Origin of the sequence: Haloferula sp. BvORR071 (genome assembly GCF_000739615.1) — a bacterium.
Taxonomy (GTDB): domain Bacteria; phylum Verrucomicrobiota; class Verrucomicrobiia; order Verrucomicrobiales; family Akkermansiaceae; genus Haloferula.
Genome location: NZ_BATP01000027.1, coordinates 171,912 through 192,728 on the forward strand (window position 1 = coordinate 171,912; position 20,817 = coordinate 192,728).

Sequence of the window (20,817 nt, forward strand, 5' to 3'; positions counted from 1 at the left end):
CCCGCCCCGACGGCAAGACATGACGCGCATGAAATCCGTGATGATCATTCCGGTGCTGATGACCGTGCTTGCCGCCGGGGTCTGGCTGGTGGCCCCTGATCTGGGCCGCCGGGAACCCGCGGAATCCCGCCCGGCCAAAATCGGGCGGAATTCCGACCCGGGGAGACACCCGGCAGAAGGAGAAGAAGAACCTAACAAATCGACGGCAGCCTCCCCTGCTTTAGTGAAGGATCGCAGTTTGGTGGAGACGGTGATCGAGATGGCGACGAGCGACCCGGTGCAGGCACTCAAGCGGGCGGAGGCAATTGCGGATCCGAAGTTGCGAGGCGAGACGATGGGCTTTGCCGCGGCGCAATGGGCCGCGTTGGATGCCGATGCGGTTTTCGCATGGCTGGAAGCGAGACACGATGAAGAGGCGCGCCCCTTCATCGAGAGGATGGTGTTCCCGGCCTTGGCCGAGGAGGATCCTGTTAGAGTAGCTGCTTGGTTGTCCGAAGGAAAGGCCCAGCCACAGGTGATGGAGGCTGCGGTCGCAGCCACAGTGCAACGCTGGACGCAGAGGAATCCTGCAACGGCGGCAGAGTGGGTGGGATCTTTTGCGGACGAGCGCTTGTTGAAAGCAGCGGTCGAGCCACTGATAAGTTTGTGGGTGAAGCAGGAACGTGAGGCTCCGGCAAAGTGGATTGAGGGTTTGCCTGCCGGGATCACGAAAGAGGAAGCCTGCGCTGCTTATGCGGCAGCACTGGCGCTCAGCGCACCGGAGGAAGCGAAAGCTTGGGCCGCGAAAATCGAGACGAAGGATCTCGCGGAAGCCACGCGGAAGCGGATCGCGGCGGCGGAGTAAGCCTCGTTCAGCGCATCTCGGTAAAACCCACGCCCAGCTCATTGCCGATCCGCTGGATCTTCGGCCGCTCGCGCGGTTCGATCAGGGTGATCGAGATGCCCTTCTTGCCCGCACGGGCGGTCCGGCCGCTACGGTGGGTGTAGTATTCGAGCTGGTCCGGCGGCTGGTGATGGATGACGAAGGCCAGCCCATCGACATCAATGCCGCGGGCCACGACATCGGTGGCAACCAGGACACGGAAGCGGCCCTTCTTGAAGGAGCGCATGACCTTGTCGCGCTCCGGCTGGGTCAGATCACCCTGCAGCACGTCGACTTCGATGCCCTCCTTGGCGAGCTGTTTGCCAAGGGTGATCGCTCCCGCTTTGGTTCGGCAGAAGACCAGCCCCCGATCCTCGTGGCGGCGCTTGAGGAAGCCGGCGATGAACTCCGCCTTCTCGTCGCGGGCGCAGACGGCGAAACGGTGGTCGATGTCGCGGTTGACCACATGGCTGCGGTCGATCGTGAGGCGATGCGGCGAGGGCGACATGCAGTCCTTGATCAGGACTTGGATCGCATCCGGGAAAGTGGCGGAAAAGAGCCAGGTGCTCTGGCGCGAGCGGGTCCAGCCGATGATCTGGCTGAGCTCCTTCTTGAAGCCCATGCTCAGCATCTCATCCGCCTCATCAAGCACCAGGTGCTTCACGGCGGCGAGCGAGAGCGCCTTCTGGTTGACCAACTCGACCAGGCGGCCGGGAGTCGCGACCACGATGTGGGTCGGGCGCTGGAGCGCGGCGATCTGGCGATCCATCTTGTCGCCGCCGCAGACGACCTCGACGAAGATCTTCGCGGAGAACTTCGTGAAACGGAAGAGCTGCTTGCCGACCTGCTTGGCCAGTTCGCGAGTGGGCGCAACGACGAGCGCTTGGATCTCCTTCGACTTCGGGTCGACCTTGGTCAACAGCGGCAGGCCGAAGGCGGCGGTCTTGCCAGTGCCGGTCTGGGCCTGCGCGATCAAGTCGCCACCGTTTTCCATCAGGAAGGGGATGGCCTTCTCCTGGACTTCGGTGGGCTTGACGATGCCGAGGGCCTCAAGGCCTTGGATGAGATCGGCGGGGACGCCCAGTTCTTGGAATGTGCTCACGGGTGCGGTGCGGTGTGCAATTACCCTGCGCCTTGCATTCCGCAATGACGAGCCATGAATCCAAGCTGTTAGATTCAGGGTCGGAATCCGCCTTGCCGGGATACGTATTTCCCGATAGTCGGGGGCTCTGCGTTCCCATGAATTCCCCCTACATGGCGGCAGCTTTCGCTCTCCTGTCCGCGGTCTCGCCGCTGGCCGCCGGTGAGCGTTTGATCGCGGACGGCTTTGCCCAACAGGCCGCTGGCGGTGGCGTTCTTCTATCCCTGAACGTCGCATCTTCCCCGCTGCTGGCCCTCTCCGCCGCGCCGCTGGACCGCTATTTCATCCCGCCCGCCCACGTCCGCTGGGAGGTGGAGTTGACCGGCACGAACAATGCCCAAGGGGTGCCGCTGGCGCTCGCGCTGCGCAGCGCCCCGAATGACTATGCTTGGCCCGCAGGGGAGGAGTTTTCATCCGCCCGCTTCGCCGGGTCCAGCAATGCGATGAATCCTTTTGAGAACCCACTCGACCCCCTGGGCGTGACTCCCGGCGGCCCGCCGGACTACGATCAGGACGGGGTCGCAGATCCGGACGACGCCTTTCCCGGCGATCCCGCCGAGTCCGTGGACACGGATGGCGACGGGATCGGGAACAATGCCGACCCCGACGACGACAACGACGGGATCCCGGATGCGTGGGAGATCACGAACGGTCTCAATCCCCTGGTCTCGAACGGCCAGCGCGACTCGGACTTCGACGGCTTCACCGACTTCGAGGAATACGAGGCTGATACCGGCCCGCTCAATGGCCGCTCACGGCTGCAAGTTGCCCTCAGCACACCCAGCCCGGGTAGCGTGCGGCTGAGCTGGACCGGCATGCCAGGCCGCACCTACTCGCTCTCGCGCTTGCCCGCGATGTCACTGCTGCCGGTCGTCTTGGCACAGGGTATCCTCAGCGGCAGCAGCCGTCCCGTGACGCTCTTCCAAGACATTCCCGCGACCTCACGCAGCGACTTCTATTTCCTGAAGGCTTCTGTCGCCACCGGCCCCTAACCAACCACTCGCCCTGCATCACTCATGAAAACACTTCTTCTTCTCGCCGCCGGCTGCCTGCTGGCACTCTGCCCGGCACAGGCAGCGGAAAGCATCCACGTGATCGTCAAAGGCAAGAAGCAGGGCATCATCAAGGGCGAGCTTGCCGACGATACGATCGAGGCTCTGGCCTATCAGCACGAGATCACGGTCCCGACCGATCCAACCACCGGCCAGTCGACCGGTCGCCGCCAGCACAAGCCGCTGACGATTGTGAAGGCGATCGATAAGTCCACGCCCGGGCTCTACGCCATGATCGTGACCAATGAAGCTTCGGACGTCACCCTGAAGTTCTACCGCAAGGATCCGAAGGACGGTGTCACGAAGAACTACTACACCATCGTGCTGAAGAACGCGTTTATCTCGAACATCCGCGGCTGGAAGCCGAACACGCGTGATCTCTCCGCGGACCGCGCCGGAGACCTGGAGGAGGTGTCCTTCAGATACCAGACGATCACGGGAACCTACACGGAAGGTGGATTCACCTTCGAGGACGATTGGTCGAGCACGGGTGCTTGAAGACCACGCGATGAACCCGGTAACCGACAACGCCTCCCGCCAGCGCTTCGAGCTTGAGGAGGAGGGCAAGCTGGCCTTCGCCGACTATCGTGTGCAGGCCGACGTGCTGATCCTCCCGCACGTGGAAGCGGACCCGGCCTTGCGCGGGCGCGGGGCAGCGGGACGCCTGATGACGGGCGTGATGGAAATCGTTCGCGAGCGCGGGCTGAAGGTCATGCCGGTGTGCAGCTATGCGGTGGCGTGGCTGGAGCGTCATCCCGAATACGCGGACTTGATTCGCTAGAGGCACCGACGCGCGAAGGTGGCTCTGTTTTACTCTGCTCATGAAGTCCGGATTCATTCTCGTCGGTGCCGCGATGATCTCTCTCCTCCACGCGGAGACACCGGCACCACCGAAGGCACCGGCCAAGATCGATCCGAAGAAGCTTGAGCAGCTCGCTCAATGGTCGAAGGCGAATCAGGCTTATCAGGATGGACTGGCCGCCTTCGCCAAGGCCAAGGGCGATGAAGCGGTGGCGAAGTTCACAGAGGCGCTGAAGTTGATCGATGGCTTCACCGATGCGCACTTTGCCCGCGGCCGGACTTACTTTGAGATGAAGAAGCATGAGCCCGCGGTGGAGGACTTCACCCGCGTGATCAAGGATCAGCCGGAGGCTGTAGATGCTTATTACTACCGCGGCACGGCCTTGTGGAATCTGAACCGCCTGAAAGAAGCGCTCGCGGACTTCGACATCGTCGTGAGCAAGCAGCCGCGCCAGATCAACTATCGCGAGCGCCGGGCCGCATTGCATCAGCAAATGAAACAGCCGGCCTTGGCCTTGGCGGATTTCGACATGATGGTGGCCTTGGAACCGCTGCAGCCCTCGACCTTGGAACGGCGCGCGGAGATCCACCGGCTGATGGGCTCAAACGAGTTGGCGAATCAGGATGAGCTGTGGGCGAAGCAGCTTCGCGACGCGGGATTCTGAGACTTCCATCCTTGCAATCGCGGTCCGGGCTTTCGATAGTCCATTCCTTCTCAAAGAAGGACGGAAGGAGGACGCCATGCCGACACCTTGGTTCAGGAGATTCCGCAAAGCGAAGCAACTCGCGGTCCACAACTTGGGCGAGACCTGGGGGCCCGCGGTGGACTCGGCGCTCACCAAGTTCAATATCCTCGGCTTTCCCGTGAAGCTGGTGTCCGAGAAAAACAAGGACGCGTCGCAGATCGTGGTGAAGTGGTCGAACGGCTCGGAGACCTATCCTTATATCGATGGCGCGAAAGCCACCGCCAACTTCGACGCCACCAAGATGCACGGCCAGACCTCCACCCTGACGGACCCGAAACGCTGGGAGATTGTCTTCGCGGTGATCTTCCTGCCCGGCAAGGTGACGAACATCACCACCGAGCAGAAGGAGATCATCATTATCCACGAGTTCATCCATGCCTGCGGCCTCGACGGCGGCTTGGGCAACGGCGCTTGGGACAAGCAGGGACAGGACCACGACTCTGTCGGGATCATGGTCGCGAACATGAAGGTCGATGGCAAAGGCCTGATCGAATACATGCCGGAGAAGAACGCGAAGGCGATGCCGCCGATCCGGGTGGGAGCCCGGACCATCTGCAAGCTCAAGCAGATCTGGACGGACGAGGGCTGCCCGGACTGATTCGATCCATCAATAGACAGCGTCGTTGATCTTGCGATCGAGTTCCTGGCGGTAGTTGCGCATCTTCTGGTCCTGCGACTCCACGTCGGAATAGGATGGGGACGAGGTGTAGGTGGGTGTGTAGCCGCCGCTGGAATTGTAAGCCGGCTGATCGGCGCTGCCATCGCCGTGCCAGAAGTAGTCCCTGTCTTCCGCGCAGGAAGTGAGGGCGAAGCCAAGGCAGAGAAGGGCAAGGATCTTGGAGGGAGACATTGCTAAACTAACAGAATCGGCGCAAAGCGGAAGGCAAATGGCGGGGAGACTCCGCGATGAGCCGCCGCCGACATCATCGATTTTGTCGATATATTGAATAATATGATCGACTGGCTGCTATGATCCGACGTGGCAGTCTTGGCCCATGAGCAGCGAGCGAAAGCGCAAACAACGGAAGAAGGAATGGATCGTCGGCCTGACGATGGGCTTCCTGACCTTGGCTGCCTTCTTTGCCCCGGTTTGGTGTCCTTCCCTATTCAGCATCCGAGGGAGCGTGGTCGATCAAAACGGACGCCCGCTCGCCGGGGCCAAGATCATCGGTTACCGGGGCTACGCTCCCGCGTGGGAACCGAGGCCGGCGACCGGGGATACCAATGCGAAGGGTGAATTCAAGATTCCATGCCTGCGGATGTTCGTTTCCGGCGTGACCGCGGAAGTCCCGGGCCACATTCCCGATCCGCTCGCCCACACCATGCCGACTCACTTGTGGAATCGGGACGAGCAGCGCCCCGGCTTCTGGCGGGTGGTGATGCTGGATGTCGCCGATGACTCCGTGCCCTTGGTGCGGAAGCCATACCGGCGCGAAGCCTTGAAGCCTGACAACAAGCCATGGCGGGTTGCGCTCGATGACAAGGGAGGGCATGTGCTGGAGTTCAAGCTCGAGCGTGGCCCCAGCGCGCCTCAGCCCCTGACGGGCACCTGGCCTGCTCCCTTCAGGTGGACGCTCAGGCTGGATGCCTGGGACGGCCAAGTCTCGGATCGGGAAGTTCCCCGAGACGTGGCACCGCAGTTTTTCCAAGACGCCCACGTGCGAGTGTGGGAGAGCGTCCGGCCCGTGAGCGAGGGATGGCGGTCCGAGTCGGGGAAACGACAGGCCTATGTGAAATTCGACGATGGAACTTATGCGTGGATCGAGTTCCAGGTCTTCGCCGATTCCGATGGGCAATGCCTGGGCATCCAGTCCCGCTACAATCCACGACCCGGTTCCCGTTGGGTCGGTCCCGAGCACTGAGGCGGGACATCCGGATTCACGCAGGCTGAGGCTTGCGCCGCAGCGAGAGGAAGCCAGTGGCAAGAAAGCCGATCAGGACTAGGCCCTGGGCGATGCCGAAGGGCGGCTCGCTCTGGGTAGGGGCCAGGGCCTTCAGCGCCGGGATCTTCAGGAACATCTGCACCACCAGCACGAAGACATTCAGATACTGGGCGAAGAGCGCACAGATGATATAGGTCTTCCGCCAGCCACCGGCGAGCTGGCGCTTGTAGAGCGCATAGAGCGCCAGGGCGAGAATGATGGTGGAGATCACCCCGAAGCCGAGGGCCGGCGTGAAGCCCTTGTCATAGGGGAAGAGAAAACCGGTGAGACTGGTGGCCAAGGTCATGGCCAGGAAGAAGCCGGTCCAAGGGTGGCGTGGATTGCCGCGCAGCATGGCGGCCATGATGGCGAAGCCCGAGGCGATCCCGAGCAGGCTGATGATCACGTGGACGATGGTCAGAATCTGGAGGGCCATGGAGAGGGATTGGGAATCGCTTGGCTGGCCGGACAGAAAAATGCAGGCAAATTTCGGCGCGCGTGTTTTCTATCAGGCATGAAGCCGAAGTGGTACAAAGACGTGGATCTGCATGTCGTCTATGCCGGAGTCCTCGTCTTCGTGCTCTTGCTGGGCAACGTGTCTTTGGCCCGGCGGGCACATTGGTCCACCTTGCCCCTCTGGGCAGCCGTGGTGCAGGAGCTCATCCTGCTTCCCATGATCTTCACCCGGTTCGGCGATATGAGGCGGAGGGATCGCGAAAGAGGCAACCGATACCTATTCTCCAATCTGCTCTTCGTGCAGATCCTCGCGCTGGGAATCGCAGGCTATTGCCTGAGCCGGCAGTAGGGCGCTCAGCGATAGAAGACCTTCTGCAGCACCAGCCCATGCGCGGGCGCATTCACCCCCGAGATTCGCCGGTCGCGGCTGGCCAGCATCTCCCTCACCGCTTCCGCAGGGTATCGTCCTTCACCGATCTGCACCAAGGTGCCGACGATCCCCCGGCACATCTTGTAGAGGAAGCCGGGGCCTGCCAGCACCACGGTGATCTCCGGGCCGCGCTTGCGGACCTCGCAACGGGTCAGAGTGCGGACCGAGTCGCCCAAGATGCCGGGCCGCTTCGCCGTGAAAGCCCTAAAGTCGTGCTGCCCGACAAAAAGTGCCGCCGCGACCTGCATCGCGGCGAGATCGAGCGCCCGCGGGACATGCCACGCCTGGGTCCGCAGCAGGGGATTCATCGCGGCATGATTCCAGATCCGGTAGCGGTACTCCTTGCCCTTGGCACCGAAGCGCGCGTGGAAGGCCTCAGTCGCCTTCGCAGCTCCCAAAACCCGGATATCCACGGGCAGCAAGGCATTGAGCGCGAGCGGCAGGTGGCGCAGCGGCATGCGCAGCTCCGCGGTCTCGAAATGCGCGACCATCCCCAAGGCGTGGACCCCGGCATCTGTCCGGCTGGAACCGGTGAGCTCGGGCGCCTCAGGGAACAAAGCCGCCAGCGCGGTGTGGAGCTGGTCCTGGACCCCGCGCCCGGAACGCTGTGACTGCCAGCCCTGATAGGCGGTGCCGTCATAGGCGATGGTCAGCTTGAGCTTCATGGGGTCGCGACAGACTCCCAGAGTCCCCCACCCCGCTGCAACGCCGAGATGAGGTGAACGGATTTGAAAAAATCTGCCACCAGAGCGCCACGGAAGCGGGCTTGACGATCGTAATTCTAAAAAATATTAACATCGCATGATAATTCATCGAGCTTTGGCAGTCACGGTCCTGATAGGGATGCCCTTTCTCGCTGGCTGCGACCGCCTGAAGGCGGTGGCCAAGGCATCGTCATCGAAAGCAGACAGTGCCCCGGCTGTGACGGCACCGGCCGCCCCAGCGCTGGCCGCGCCCGCAGAACCGGCGGAGCCGCCTGTGCTGCCACCTGTAGGGCCGGAGTCCTCGCCTCACTTCAACCGCGTAGCCGGCAAGCTCGATATCGGCGGCAAGATGCTGCACTTCGAGGATCATGAGGGCGAGAGGGAGATGCTCATCGAGCTGGTGAAAGCATTCCTCAACGGCATGCCCGTGGCAGACAGAAACAAGCTCAAGGTCGACCCGGCCGCACTGGTGGATGCCTCCGGCATGGCGCAGGCAGCGGCCAGTGGCCGGAGCCTGAAGCGGGATGGCGATGCCTACCTGCTGCGCCAGTATCAGTATCTGCCCGCCGGCCGGACGGGTTTCAGCACCCTCTTGGGCAAGGAGCCGATCAAGTTCCGGACGCCGACGATGATTCCCGCCGCCACCGATCTGGTGATCGAGACCCGTCTGGATGCCACCGCCCTACCGGAAGTGCTGACGGCCATCGCCAAGGCCTGTGGCCAGGAAGCGGATATCAAGCAGGGCATGAACGAGAAGCTGCCGGTCGGCGGCACCTTGAAAGACCTGCTGGCCAAGACCGACTTGCAGTTGCTCCTCGGAGTCGACATCTCCTCGTGGAAGGCCACGCCCACCTCACCGCAGCCAGTGGACTTCTTTGTGCAGATCGACGGTGCCGGCGAGCTGCTGAAGCTGATGCTGCCAGAACTGGAGAAGGGCTTGGGCAAGGCCAAGGTCCAAGGCTCCCGCCGCGGCTGGGAGCTGCCGATGAAGCCCCTGATGCAGGCCAAGACCCAATTGCTCTATGACGACGCGGGCACCCTGACCTACACCAGCCGCGCGGAGTACCTGAAGTATGTCGAGACCGCGGCGATGAAGCTGGGCCAGTGGAAGGAATACCAAGCCGCGACCGACCACTTCCCGGAGAATGGCAACCTGCTCGTTTACGCGTCTCCACAGGTGGCACCGGCGATCGGCTGGATGCTCCGCAACTCTGCAAGCAGCATCAGCAGCGAAGGCGCGCCCTTCCTTGCCTATGCCAGCAAATACCTCACCGCCAAGCCTTGGTCGCTGTGCATCGCCAGTGAGCAAGACGGCCTTACGACCTTGGCCGAGATGCCCTACGCCATCGAAATCGGCGGTGCCCTGCCCTACCTGGCGGGAAGCAGCGTGCTCTTCGTCGGGGCCCGGGCTTGGAAGAAAGGCTCCGATCGCGCGGCCTGCATCATGAATACCCGCAACGTCCAACAGGCGGTGCGATCCTATCAGAACATGAACAGTGTGAAGCCCGGCCAGCCAATTCCTTGGGACAAGATCGTGGGTAGCAAGGATAGCTTCCTAGCCAAGCAGCCGACCTGCGCAGAGGGCACTTACACCTTCTCCAAGACCGTGCCGAAGCAAGGTGCACTGGCCTGCACCTGCAGCAATCCCGAGCACGCTCCGAGCAACCACCAGGATTGGTGAGCTCCAGCTTCACGAGCTGCCAAGCTACGCAAAATTACGCATCCCCCGGCATTTCCCGGGTTGGATAAGACCGATTTTGCTCCTCGTAGGGCCGCATGCCTTGTCAGCGCGGCCGCGATCCTTACTCTCCCGCAACTCCTCACTTAACTTTTACGATGGCGCGACGGAAACGATGACGAGCGAATTGCTGATCCTGATCATTGAGGCGATTTCCGTCTACTTTCTGGTGCTTTGGGCGCACTCCCTGCGGAACAGACTGGGCCTTGCCCACTTCTACGCGCTGATCGGCAGCCTGACCGCGGTGATGGTCTGGGTCACGGACGCCGGTGTACGGGTGAATATTCCCGGGGTCTCCTTCATGGTCGGGTCCACGGTGTTCTACACCGCGCTGCTGCTGGGCGTCTTCGTGGTCTACGTCTTCGACGGACCCCGCGCGACCCGGATCGCGATTTCCACGATCATCGGAGTCTCCATCATGGTGCCGGTGGTGACCTCGGTGCTGCAGTGGCAGCTCCGGCTCTCCAACCCGGACATGACGAGCTACTTCCCGCCGCAGAGCCTGCGGATCTACTCGGCATCGATCTTCGCGGCCTTCGCCGATCTGATCTTCCTGGCGGTGGCTTGGGAATTCCTCGGCAAGCCGGAGTTCAATGTCCGGCTCTGGCTGCGCTCCTTCCTCACCCTGCTCGGGGTGCTCTGGCTGGATGTGATTCTCTTCAATACCGGAGCCTTCGCCGGTAGCCCGGACTATCAGAAGATCATCACCGGCACCTTTGTGAGCCGCTTTGTGATCAGCGTCTTCGCCTTCCCTTTCCTCTACTGGTACATCGCCTGGCAAAGCGGGCGGAACGGCATGGAGATCGAGAACCGCCCGGTGCTGGCGATCCTCAGGGAGGTGACCAAGGTGCGGCTGGAGCTCAGCCTCGCCCAGCGCGAGATTGAGCGGCGCAAGGAGGTGGAGCGGGAGAACGTCAGCCTGATCGGCTCGCTCAAGCAGGCGCTGCAGGAGGTGAAGACCCTACGCGGGATCCTGCCGACCTGCTCCTACTGCAAGAACATCCGCGACGAGGACGGCACCTGGCACCAGGTGGAGAGCTACATCCAGCGCCACAGTGAGGCGAAGTTCAGCCACGGCGTCTGCGACGAGTGCATGAGCAAGCACCACCCGGAGGTGAAGTGCTAAAATAGCCACCCAAAGCACTTTCGGAGCGATTTATTGCATTTTATGGAACAAAACGCCACTTTCCGGCGTTTAACCTGCATGCTGATCGAGCGGAAGATTTGGGCGGCCTTGGTTCTCGCGACACTGGGTGGGGAAATCGCAGCCGGTAAGGACTGGGAAGTGCCGGTCGGCGGGAATGCCTACATCACCAAGGAAGCGGGCAAGGATAGCGGCGGCGGAGGTGGTGGCCGGCGCGGGGGCCGCGGCGGGGCCAAATGGGAGAACGAGGGCACCGTGCAGTCGCTCTTCTTCCGCGTGGATCGCGCCGCGGACCTAGAGCTGGGGCTGAAGCTGAAGGCGGCAGTGCCGGCCGATTCGCGGATCCGCGCGACGGTCAACGGCAAGGCGCAGGAACTGGATTTGAAAAGCGGTGCCACCGAGCCGGTGGCGCTCGGGAAATTCCCGGTGAAGGAAGCCGGCTACGTGCGGGTGGACCTTCAGGGCGTAAAGAAGAGCGGCGAGGTCTTCGCCGATCTGGAAGCCGTGACGGTGAAGGCGCCGGATGAGGTCGCGCTCAACTACGTGAAGGACAACCAGGACAACCGCTTCTACTGGGGCCGCCGTGGTCCCTCGGTGCACCTCAACTACTCCCTGCCGAAGGGTGAGCCGCTTGAGTGGTTCTACAACGAGGTCACGGTGCCGGAAGGCAGCGACCCGATCGGCTCGTACTTCATGTCGAATGGCTTCGGCGAAGGTTACTTCGGCATGCAGGTGAATTCGGAACAGGAGCGCCGCATCCTCTTCTCCGTGTGGAGCCCCTTCAAAACCGACAAACCTGGCGAAATCCCAGAAGACCAGAAGATCACCCTGCTCAAGAAGGGCGAGGGCGTGCATGGCGGTGAATTCGGCGGCGAGGGCTCCGGCGGCCAGAGCTACTGGCTGTATCCATGGAAGGCCGGCGAGACCTGCCGCTTCCTCAACCGCGTGCACCCGGATGGCCAAGGCTCGACCGTTTACACCGCGTGGTTCTTCCTGCCGGACAAGAAGGAATGGAAGCTGATCGCCAGCTTCAAGCGGCCGAAGACGGACAAGCACCTGACCGGCGCGCATTCCTTCCTGGAGAACTTCGCGGATCGCAATGGGTATCTCAGCCGCGGCGCACTCTACGGCAACCAGTGGACCTGCGACGTGAAGGGCCAGTGGCACGAGGTGACCGAGGCGGTCTTCACCGGTGACGATATCGCGAACCGCGGTTACCGCATGGACCGCGCGGGCGGCGTGAAGGGAAATGAGTTCTTCATGCGCAACGGCGGGTTCTTCGAGAATCCGGTTGCCTTGAAAACTTCGTTCAAGCGCGAGTCGACTGCGGCCAAGCAGCCTTCGATCAGCTTCGAGAAGCTGGATGGATTTTGAATAAGGAGCAGGGACATTCCTGTCCCTGCTATTGGTCCGATTCGGGGACAAGAATGTCCCCGCTCCCTATCCTCACAGCGGCGCGACCTCGAGCGAAGCGCAGATGCGGTCTGCCATGGAGAAATCCAGGCAGGCCGTAGTGCGATTCGGCACCACCCAGACGTTGAGGCCAGCGGCCTTGGCGGACTTCACGCCATTCAAGGAATCCTCGATCGCAAGGCATTCACCCGCGGGCAGCTCCAAGCGGCGGATGGCTTCAAGCCAGAGGTCGGGAGCCGGCTTGATCCGCGGGGCATCCCCGCGGCAGACCACGGTCTTGAAGTACGGCATCAATCGTAGTTTCTCCAGCCAGCCATCGACCCAGAAGTGGGAAGAACTGGAGACCACCCCGATTGGAATGCCCTGAGCCTTGAGCTTCTCCAACAGGGCGACCACTCCGGGCATCGGGCCGGCCTGCTCCAGATCCCGGCGGATTTCGACTTGGCGGGCTTCATCGAGCTGGTGCCAATCGAAGCTGCGGCCGGTGAGTTCTTCCAGGTGCGTCTTCGGCGACCAGGTGTCGAAGTCCGAGCCGATGCACTGGGTGTAAGTTTCCAGCGGCAGCGGATGACCGTGCGCCAGGAACGTTCGGTGCCAGGCCTCATAGATGGCCCACTCCGTATCGACCAAGACGCCATCGAAATCGAAGAGCACGGCGGAGAAACGCATGCGGGGAAATGGAGCGGCGAGGGCGCGGGAGCAAGGCCGAATGGCAGGCGGATTTGTGAAATGGGGATGAAACGTAGTTCCGGGCTCGACCCGGCCCCTGAGAATCCATGATCCTGCTCCAAAAGCTGCTGGCCCTTTTGGGCGGGAGATCGACGCAAACTATTCCGAGAAGCCGTGATCGTATTCGTATATATCCTCCCCTACCTCATCTTGGTGCCCTTGCTGATCGGGACCACCTGTTCGCAAAACAAGCGTGCCCGCATCGGCTTCGGCTGTGCCTTGGGCCTCGCCTGTGCCCTGATCTTCGAGGCGGCCAAGATGTTGGAGCGATTCAACTACAACATTTGGTATAGCTCCGCTACCCATTCACTAATCGGCGCTACGGTTGAGGGCTTGGAAGGCGGACGTCAGCAGGAGGTCCTCGCGGAACTGAAGAAGGTCCATGCGGAGATGAATGTGACCTATGAAAAGCGCGGGAACTATCTACAGTTGGCGAAGGATGCGAGCGAACGCTTGAAGGCTGCCGCCACCAAATAGGAATAGAGCGGTGCGTCCCGCCCGAAAAGCGAATCCCTGCATGCGGACACATGCAGGGATTCTTCACACACCCGGCAAAGGAAACGGGGACGCTACTTGGTGTAGGTATTGGAAGAATTGACGGTCCGGAGGGTTTGTCCCGGCGGGGTAAAGCTGAGGATCGCGGGATAGGGCATGCCGCTGGCCAAGGTGCTGTTGTTGAAGCTCACGGTCGCACTGCCAGTGCCCTGCGTGTAGCTGGTGATCGAAGTGGCCACGCCGCCGACGGTAATGGAGGTGACAGCATCCTGCGGCGGGATGGGCGGTGCGGTCGGGAAGCTGAAGGTGAAGCTGACCGTGCTCCCGCCACCACCACCCGGAGGCGTGTAGTTGAAGCCGTTGCTATCGAAGCTCGCGAGGGCGCTGCGGTTGATCCGGTAGAAGCGCTTGCTGTGCGAGGTCTTCGCCCCGCTGTCGGTATAGGTGAACTTGTCGCTGCCGGTAAGCGGCGTGGTGGCAAGCACCCCTCCGTCCGGAGTGTCACCGGCCTTCACCTCATACGTGCCGCCTTCGACTGCACTCCAGGTCAGGGTGACGTCGCCGCTGTTCGGCGAGACGGCGATGACATCCGGCTCTTCCTCCTTGTTAGGGCCGCCCTTCCAGTAGCTGGTCACGGCCTCGCTGATCGAAGGCACCGCGCCACCGCTCACGGTGCCGTAGTACTGGCGGCCGGTGGAAAAGGGAAACACCGGAGTGCCCGTGGAGGTGATGGTGAGGAAATAGGCCCAGGTACCATCCGGATACTCCGGGGTCTTGCAGAAGCGCACGTTCTGCTCGTTCAGATCGAAGTCGACACCATGGGTAAAGCCGACATCGCCGAGGTATTCGTAGTCTTCCAGATAGTGTCCCAGGGCATAGGTGCCATTCACAGCCGGGCCATACTGGCTGGAGGTCAGGGCCGTGAGGCGGTTCTGAACCCGCTGGGACCAGGCGGGCAAGGCGGTGCGGGTAGTGATCGTACGCAGGCGGAAGCCGCTGGTCATGCGCCGGATACCCGAGGAGGGATCGTTCGGATCGCTGTAACCATAGGGGCCATAAACCGGAAAACCATCGGCCGCCCATGCGAGGATCGGCGAGTGCTTGGCCGGCAGACCGGGCATCTCGCTGTAAACATTGGTGGCCGCATCGTAGCTAACGTGGTCGCCCAATTGATAGCGCAGGCCTGGCGGCTGGGCATGGTAATGGTACACCTTGCCCGCTTGATGAGCGTAACCGTTGTCAAAGGTGACGGACTCGTTGTGATAGGCCTCGCGGTTCCAGATGCCGTCGCCGCTAAGGCCATTCACCGGTGTGGCGTCCTGAGCGCTGGCGTTCCGGTAGGAGAAGGAATCGCGCATGTCGAACATCGCCACGCCGTTCACATAGTAACCGGAAGCACCGAGATCGGTGCTGGTCTTTGTCGGGGTGGCCTCCTTTGGATTGCGCGGGATGCGATAGAGGGTCGCGGTATTCGCAGGGAAGTTCGGGAAGTCCTGGCTCTTTCCGGAATCGAGATACCATGGACCCATCACATGCCCTGCAAGGCCAGTGGTGCGGATGTAGACCCAATCGTTCGAATACGAGATCTCATTCACGCCAGCATAGGTCGGCGTGGTCTGCGCGCCCTGCCCCCGCGACCAAGTGGCGGAGGTGGTGCCCGAGCTCTGGTTGGCCGTGCTGGTGTAGACCCGGGCGTAGGCACCGCTGCGCGCGGTAAACCACGAGGAGATGTGGGGGTCTGCGTTGGCCGTCGCGAGGAAGAGAAATGAGAGGAGGGAGGCGGCTTTCATCGGTCGGTCGTCCTGGATTTCCACGCGACCCTGCCAGCACGACGTTTGGGAATGATGTGGGGAGCGGAGAAAATCGTTAAGATTTGGTAAGGGGGGACGCGAAGGCGCGAACCTACCCCCGCAGCCAGTCATCAGTGGTACGTAGTCCCGCCTTCAGGCGGACGAAGCCACGCGAACTGCCGCATCTCCAGCCCCCCCCCGGGTAGGGATCCGCCCCAAGAACTGCTTCGTCCGCCTGAAGGCGGGACTACGTACCACAGAAATCGCGACCCTATGATCTACTTCGGCCCGTAGGCCGGATCACTGAGCGACTTCAAGAAAGCCACCAGCGCCTCCTGATCCTCCTTCGACAAACCCAATCCCTGAGGGTGCTTCGCCAAGTTCGGATCCAGCGTCTCGCTTGGCACAAAGCCCTCATTGTAATGCTTCACCACTTCCTCCAGCGTCGAGAAGCGACCATCGTGCATGTACGGTGCTGTTAGACCCACGTTCCTCAAGGAGGGCGTGCTGAACTTGAAGCGATCCGTGTCCTTCCCGCTGATCGCCGCGAGGCCGAGGTCGTCCGTCAGGGCCAGACCGTTGTTATGGAAGCCGTGATCGGTGAACAGCGCTCCGCCGTGGCAGTGGAAACAGTCCGCACCGCGCTTGCCGAAACGCGGCTCCGATTCGGTGAAGAAGAGCTCGAAGCCGCGCTTCTCCTGATCGGTGAGCGCTTCACCGCCCTTCATCGCGCGATCGAACTTCGAATCGAAGCTCAGCTTGGTGAGCAGGAAGTTCTCCAGCGCCAGCGAGATGGTCTGCGCGGTGATCGCACCGGAGCCGAAGGCCCTCGTGAAGAGCGGCGGGTAAAGTGGATCGGCCTTGAGCTTCTCCACGATCCGCTCCGGCTTCTCGTCCATCTCAAGGTGATCCTGGATCGGGAACATCACCTGCTCCCGCAAGGAAGGCGCGCGGCCATCCCAGAAGAAGCGATCCTTCCAAGCGAGGTTGAAGAGCGGCATGGCGTGGCGCTTGCCGGGCAAGTTGTCCACTCCGAGGCTGAAGGTCCGCGGATCGGAGAAGCCCGCGCTTTCCACATGGCAGGTGGCGCAGGAGATCGCGCCGGTGCGCGAAAGCTTTGGCTCCGAGAAGAGCTTGGCCCCCAACGCGACCCGTCCAGCCAGCAAGGGATTGTCACGCGGCAGCGCCGGCAGCGACACAGTGCGCGGTAGGCGCAGGGGAAAGGCCGTCAGATCCGCAGGCAGATCGAAGGGCGGTGGCGCCTGCGGTGGCGTGGGCACGCCGCCCGTTTCGATCGCCGCGACGTGAATGGCCTTTCCCAGATTCTCCTTCAGCTTTGCCGCCACCGGATCTCCCTCCTGCGAGTGCGTCGTGGCACCGTCCTTCGCGAAGGACAGACCATCTAACAGCTCCACCGCATCCAGCACGACCGTGACCCGCGCCTCATTGTGCAGGTCAACCTCCAGCGGCAGCGTGATGCGGGTGCGGTTCGGATCGCGCGCGAAGTGATAGGCATATCCCGCGGGGAACTTGTCATCCGGCCTGCGCCAGTGGCCTTCCAAGGCGAGAAAGATGTAGCCTCCCTGCCAATCCCAGTGCAGGCGGTTCACATTCGGATTCAGCGGATCATTGGGCGCGAGCACCGCCGGATCGGCATGATTCACCTTCTCATCCGGGCCGACGTAGAAGCTGATCGAGCGGATCTTTTCATCCGGCAGTGCCAGCAGCGAGAGAAGTGCGCCATTCTCACCGACGTAGCCTGTCTTGCCCGGACATTCGATCGTCTTGCCCGCCGCCGTCTCCACCGAGAAGCCCGTCGCCAGCCAGGCGATCCGCGTGACCGAATAGGTCTCGCCGGGTGCGGCAGTGTAGCGCAGGGAATCCATCAGCAGCGGCTTCCCTTCACCAGCATGACGAAAGTCCACATGCAGCGGCGCGGCGCAAAGGGGTGCCGACAGCAGGGCAAGAAGGAGAGCAGTCCTCATCCAGATGACGCCGAACTTCTAATCCAATAGCCGGCGTGCTGGAAGCAACATTCTGCGATGGTGTTTGCGAAGACGTCAGATCCATTGCCCCACCTCACTGCGGCAGCGCCTCCATTGCCAGCGGCAGCTTCTTCCGACGCGAAGCCCACAGACCCCGAAGGAGGCCCATAACAAAAACCGCGGTACGACATCAAGCCGTACCGCGGAGATTTGTCAGAGAGATTGCTTGAAGAACGCTCTCACTTCATCGGCACCGAAATCTCCGGCCCGATGAGCTGGATCGCCGAGTCCGAGCAGGAGTCGATCCGCTTGAGCACATGGCTCACCGCCTCGCGTGCTGGCTTCGGCAGAGCGGCGACTTTCACATCACCGATTGTCGCCATCACCGCTTCCTTCACCGGCGAAGTGCGAACGCCCATCTTCACGATCTCATCGTCGCTCTTCTTCTCCGGCTGGGCGAAGAGTCCCTCGATCGCGCTCTTCGGCTCGGGGACAAGGCGGGCAGTGCTGGCCTCGACCCCGGCCTTCTTCGCCGCGTAGTCGATCGCTTCGCCGAGACCGCCGAGTTCATCCACCAGACCCAGCTCGAGCGCACGGGCACCGGTGTAAACCCGGCCGCCAGCCATGCCTTCGAGGTCGCCCTTGAGACGCGGGCCACGGCCGCTCTCGATCCGCTTCTTGAAGGTGCCATAGACCGAGAGCATCGAGTCGCGGATCATCTTGGTCTCCTCCTCGGTGTAGGGCTTGAACATCGACATGGCCCCGGCGCGCGCGCCGCGCTGGGTCGCGTGGGTGGTGATGCCGAGCTTCTCCAGCGCGCCATTCAAGACCAGCTTCATGCCGACCACGCCGATCGAACCAGTGATGGTGCCCTCTTCCGCGAAGATCCGGTCACCGCCGGATGAAACATAGTAGCCGCCGCTGGCCGCCACCTCGCCCATCGAGACCACGAAGGGCCGGCCGCTGGCCTTCCATTCATCGGTCGCCTCCCACAGCACCTCGCTGGCGAGCGCGGAGCCGCCCGGCGAATTCACCCGCAGCACCAGAGCCTTAGCCTTGTCGTCCTTGATCAGCTTGAGGATCTCCTTGCGGACCGGTGCGATGCTCTCGTTCGAGATGTCACTATCCAGGGAAACCACGGCCACGAAATCGCTCTTCCCGGACTTCGACTTGTCCGACTGGAACATCAGCTTGAAGACATCGAACATGCCGGTGAGCTCCGGGCCATCGAGATCAGGCAGCTTGTATTCGTGATCGAAGTCAGCCCCCGGATAGGCGGCGCGCACGGCGGAAGAGAAATCGGTGCGGTGCTTCAGCTCATCCACCAGACCGGTCTCCTTGGCCTGCGCGGTGGTGAAAGTGCCAAGATCAATCAGTGCGCGGACCTTCTCGGCGGGGACCTTCCGGCCCTCCGCGACCTTGGCGACGATCTGGTCGAAGATGCCACCGATCAGCTCTTCCTTCTGCTGCTTGGCGAAGTCGCTGGGGCCGGTGCGGTAGTATTCCTCGCCGTAACTCTTGAAATCGCCGATGTGGATCACGTCGGCCACCACCCCCGCCTTGTCGAGCAGGCCCTTGAAATACATCGACTCGGAGTAGATGCCGTGGAAATCGACATCGCCCTCCGGCATCAGCGTGAAGTGGTTCGCCGCGGATCCCAGCAGCGCGGTCGCATTGCTCAGGGTGTCGCTGTAGATCCACACATCCTTGCCCGCATCGCGGACTACCTTGAGCCGCCGCACCAGTTCCTCGATCTGCGCGAGCCCCAGCTCGGCGTCGTCGGCATCCAGCACCACGGCCTTCACCTTCGGATCGGTTGCCGCGGACTCCAGGCTGCGCGAAACATCGAAGAGGGTCATCGGGCGGTTCGCTTCGATGCCCAAGCCATCGAGCAGCGAAGCCTCGGGACGTCCGGATTCGGACAGCTTGCCCTCCAAATCGTAGATCGCGACGATTGACTTGTCCTTATCCTTCTCCTTGTCCGCCGCGGCGAGAGGCAGCGTGGCGGCAAGCAGGCTGAGAGCGAGAGTGGTTTTCATGTTGGCCGAAAAGCGGCAGGCGGAGCGCAATTTGTGCGATTTTCCACCTCGCCGGTTTGGCGGAAGAGAGCAGAAAAGGCGCCCCGGTGCAAATTCCATCCCCAAGCTGGAAACCTGGCGCTCAGCGCGGGCCGATGGCAATGAAGTGAATGCTGCGGCCCTCACCTTGAATCTGGCTCCTGAAAGTGGTGGACGTCCTGGTGGTTCCGATCACGCCCAAAGCGAGTTGGGTATTAGCCTCCACCAGCGGCACTTGGAAGCTGCTCACCACGGTCGGGACACTGGCGAATGCTTGGTTGAAGGTGATTGCGAAGACTTCCGTGGATGGATTGGTCACCGTGAAGCCGCTACCATCCGCAATCGTGACCGCACCATTTTTCCAAGTAATGGTGCCCCGCACCACGCGCAGCGGAGGCTCGGAAAAATCCTTTCTGATGGATTGAATGGCTGTCGCATCCACCAACGCAACTGCCGCATTCGCCGTGGTCGCCGCAGCACTTGCCGCCGCGTTCGCAGCATCCCCCGTGGTCGCCGCGGCACTTGCTGCCTCGTTCGCAGCATCCGCCGCGGTCGCCGCAGCGCTTGCTGCCTCGTTCGCGGCATTCGCAGCCGCACTTGCCGCATCCAGCTGGCTTTGGATCGGGCCGCTCACTCCATTCAGGTAAGAAAATTCCGTATTATCCACGCTACCGCCGCCCAGTTTCACCGCATCGACACCGGGAGCGATCTGCGCATCTCTCGTCACCTGCAGGCTCTCGATCTCCAGCCAGGCCGGCTCGCCCTCGGTGGGGCCTTCCTTCGAGGCGAAATCCAGCGCCGTGCCAGCGTCCCCCGTGATCGCGATGCCAAAATCCGTCTCAGGCGCCGCCAGCCACTGCTTCACCTCGGCCGTCAGATCGACCATCGCGAACTGGTTCGTCTTCACGGTATCCGCGGGGAATGTTGCGAAAGGCGTGGGAATGAAACTGGGTGCCTCCCGGACCCCGTTGGCGGATTCCGTCCACTCGGAGGTCACGCGGTGGAAGCGGAGCCCACCCGTCTTCCTCACCTTGGTGATGTTCACGATCACCCGCGCGGAACTCACTTTGTCGGCTGCGATCAGCCCGGCGAAATCATTGACGTCAAAGCGCATCAGCACGGCGGCACCTGGAGCCAGCGTGAGCGTCTTGAACTTGCCGTAGCCGCGGGCGATTTTGCTATTAGCCGCCGTATAGGTATCTTCAGAGACAGGAATGACCGCAGCTTGGGCAAACTGAGCCAGCAAGAGAAGGACCGGGAGGAGAAGAGCACGCTTCATGATAAAATTTATTCGGTGGTTCCCTATCTGAAAGCCGGGTTTTCCCTACAAAGGCAATCTTTTACGCTTTGTC

At 62.0% G+C, this 20,817-nt stretch carries 21 protein-coding genes; 12 read left to right on the forward strand and 9 right to left on the reverse strand.

The window, feature by feature from the left end; translation table 11 throughout:
- Positions 1-28: 28 nt before the first annotated feature.
- Positions 29-844, forward strand: a complete 816-nt coding sequence (locus BV071_RS15345) for a hypothetical protein (protein ID WP_265594480.1) — start codon at positions 29-31, stop codon at positions 842-844.
- A 7-nt stretch (positions 845-851) separates the two neighbouring features.
- Here the strand turns inward: BV071_RS15345 and BV071_RS15350 are convergent, their stop codons facing one another.
- The gene (locus BV071_RS15350) at positions 852-1,964 is read right to left on the reverse strand and encodes a DEAD/DEAH box helicase (RefSeq protein WP_035608793.1); all 1,113 of its coding nucleotides are present in this window, start codon (positions 1,962-1,964) and stop codon (positions 852-854) included.
- Between the two features lie 137 nt (positions 1,965-2,101).
- Between BV071_RS15350 and BV071_RS15355 the strand changes: the two genes are divergently transcribed.
- From BV071_RS15355 to BV071_RS15375, 5 genes are all read left to right on the forward strand, one after another.
- Positions 2,102-2,995, forward strand: a complete 894-nt coding sequence (locus BV071_RS15355; protein WP_265594481.1) for a hypothetical protein — start codon at positions 2,102-2,104, stop codon at positions 2,993-2,995.
- A gap of 24 nt (positions 2,996-3,019) precedes the next feature.
- Positions 3,020-3,553, forward strand: coding sequence for a type VI secretion system tube protein TssD (gene tssD, locus BV071_RS15360; RefSeq protein WP_052573398.1), 534 nt, complete (start codon positions 3,020-3,022; stop codon positions 3,551-3,553).
- 10 nt (positions 3,554-3,563) lie between these two features.
- Complete coding sequence (locus tag BV071_RS15365; protein WP_035608918.1) at positions 3,564-3,836, forward strand: GNAT family N-acetyltransferase; 273 nt, start codon at positions 3,564-3,566, stop codon at positions 3,834-3,836.
- Between the two features lie 40 nt (positions 3,837-3,876).
- Positions 3,877-4,521 carry a tetratricopeptide repeat protein gene (locus tag BV071_RS15370; protein WP_035608797.1) on the forward strand — a complete coding sequence of 215 codons (645 nt, stop codon included), beginning with the start codon at positions 3,877-3,879 and terminating at the stop codon, positions 4,519-4,521.
- Positions 4,522-4,597: 76 nt separating this feature from the next.
- Positions 4,598-5,200 (forward strand): hypothetical protein, encoded by a 603-nt coding sequence (locus BV071_RS15375; protein ID WP_265594482.1) that lies wholly within the window; start codon positions 4,598-4,600, stop codon positions 5,198-5,200.
- Positions 5,201-5,209: 9 nt separating this feature from the next.
- Here the strand turns inward: BV071_RS15375 and BV071_RS15380 are convergent, their stop codons facing one another.
- Positions 5,210-5,452: a hypothetical protein gene (locus BV071_RS15380; protein ID WP_035608803.1), complete on the reverse strand. Its 243-nt coding sequence runs from the start codon at positions 5,450-5,452 to the stop codon at positions 5,210-5,212.
- A 145-nt stretch (positions 5,453-5,597) separates the two neighbouring features.
- On the opposite strand from BV071_RS15380, the gene BV071_RS15385 reads away from it, so the two are divergent.
- Entirely contained in the window at positions 5,598-6,464 is an 867-nt protein-coding gene (locus tag BV071_RS15385; protein WP_035608805.1) for a carboxypeptidase-like regulatory domain-containing protein, read from the forward strand.
- 16 nt (positions 6,465-6,480) lie between these two features.
- Here the strand turns inward: BV071_RS15385 and BV071_RS15390 are convergent, their stop codons facing one another.
- Positions 6,481-6,960, reverse strand: a complete 480-nt coding sequence (locus tag BV071_RS15390) for a hypothetical protein (protein ID WP_035608808.1) — start codon at positions 6,958-6,960, stop codon at positions 6,481-6,483.
- Between the two features lie 78 nt (positions 6,961-7,038).
- Between BV071_RS15390 and BV071_RS15395 the strand changes: the two genes are divergently transcribed.
- On the forward strand, positions 7,039-7,329 hold the full coding sequence (locus BV071_RS15395) for a hypothetical protein (RefSeq protein WP_035608810.1): 291 nt from the start codon (positions 7,039-7,041) through the stop codon (positions 7,327-7,329).
- Positions 7,330-7,334: 5 nt separating this feature from the next.
- Here the strand turns inward: BV071_RS15395 and truA are convergent, their stop codons facing one another.
- Entirely contained in the window at positions 7,335-8,075 is a 741-nt protein-coding gene (gene truA / locus BV071_RS15400; RefSeq protein ID WP_035608813.1) for a tRNA pseudouridine(38-40) synthase TruA, read from the reverse strand.
- Between the two features lie 178 nt (positions 8,076-8,253).
- Here truA and BV071_RS15405 point away from each other — a divergent pair, with 178 nt between their 5' ends.
- The 3 genes from BV071_RS15405 (at position 8,254) to BV071_RS15415 (ending at position 12,370) form a co-directional block, all read left to right on the forward strand.
- The gene (locus BV071_RS15405; RefSeq protein WP_035608815.1) at positions 8,254-9,795 is read left to right on the forward strand and encodes a hypothetical protein; all 1,542 of its coding nucleotides are present in this window, start codon (positions 8,254-8,256) and stop codon (positions 9,793-9,795) included.
- A 172-nt stretch (positions 9,796-9,967) separates the two neighbouring features.
- Positions 9,968-10,978 carry a hypothetical protein gene (locus tag BV071_RS15410; RefSeq protein ID WP_035608818.1) on the forward strand — a complete coding sequence of 337 codons (1,011 nt, stop codon included), beginning with the start codon at positions 9,968-9,970 and terminating at the stop codon, positions 10,976-10,978.
- Between the two features lie 42 nt (positions 10,979-11,020).
- Positions 11,021-12,370 carry a DUF3472 domain-containing protein gene (locus BV071_RS15415; protein ID WP_265594483.1) on the forward strand — a complete coding sequence of 450 codons (1,350 nt, stop codon included), beginning with the start codon at positions 11,021-11,023 and terminating at the stop codon, positions 12,368-12,370.
- Between the two features lie 72 nt (positions 12,371-12,442).
- Here the strand turns inward: BV071_RS15415 and BV071_RS15420 are convergent, their stop codons facing one another.
- A complete protein-coding gene (locus tag BV071_RS15420) occupies positions 12,443-13,078 on the reverse strand; it encodes an HAD family phosphatase (protein WP_035608822.1) in 636 nt (211 codons plus the stop codon).
- Between the two features lie 174 nt (positions 13,079-13,252).
- On the opposite strand from BV071_RS15420, the gene BV071_RS15425 reads away from it, so the two are divergent.
- Positions 13,253-13,615, forward strand: a complete 363-nt coding sequence (locus BV071_RS15425) for a hypothetical protein (protein ID WP_035608825.1) — start codon at positions 13,253-13,255, stop codon at positions 13,613-13,615.
- Between the two features lie 92 nt (positions 13,616-13,707).
- Here BV071_RS15425 and BV071_RS15430 read toward each other — a convergent pair whose 3' ends face one another.
- The 4 genes from BV071_RS15430 to BV071_RS15445 form a co-directional block, all read right to left on the reverse strand.
- The gene (locus BV071_RS15430; protein WP_035608828.1) at positions 13,708-15,423 is read right to left on the reverse strand and encodes a YHYH protein; all 1,716 of its coding nucleotides are present in this window, start codon (positions 15,421-15,423) and stop codon (positions 13,708-13,710) included.
- A 278-nt stretch (positions 15,424-15,701) separates the two neighbouring features.
- The gene (locus BV071_RS15435) at positions 15,702-17,408 is read right to left on the reverse strand and encodes an MbnP family protein (RefSeq protein ID WP_035608830.1); all 1,707 of its coding nucleotides are present in this window, start codon (positions 17,406-17,408) and stop codon (positions 15,702-15,704) included.
- Between the two features lie 239 nt (positions 17,409-17,647).
- The gene (locus BV071_RS15440; RefSeq protein ID WP_265594484.1) at positions 17,648-19,447 is read right to left on the reverse strand and encodes a S49 family peptidase; all 1,800 of its coding nucleotides are present in this window, start codon (positions 19,445-19,447) and stop codon (positions 17,648-17,650) included.
- A gap of 121 nt (positions 19,448-19,568) precedes the next feature.
- The gene (locus BV071_RS15445; RefSeq protein ID WP_035608835.1) at positions 19,569-20,744 is read right to left on the reverse strand and encodes a DNRLRE domain-containing protein; all 1,176 of its coding nucleotides are present in this window, start codon (positions 20,742-20,744) and stop codon (positions 19,569-19,571) included.
- Between the last annotated feature and the right edge of the window lie 73 nt (positions 20,745-20,817).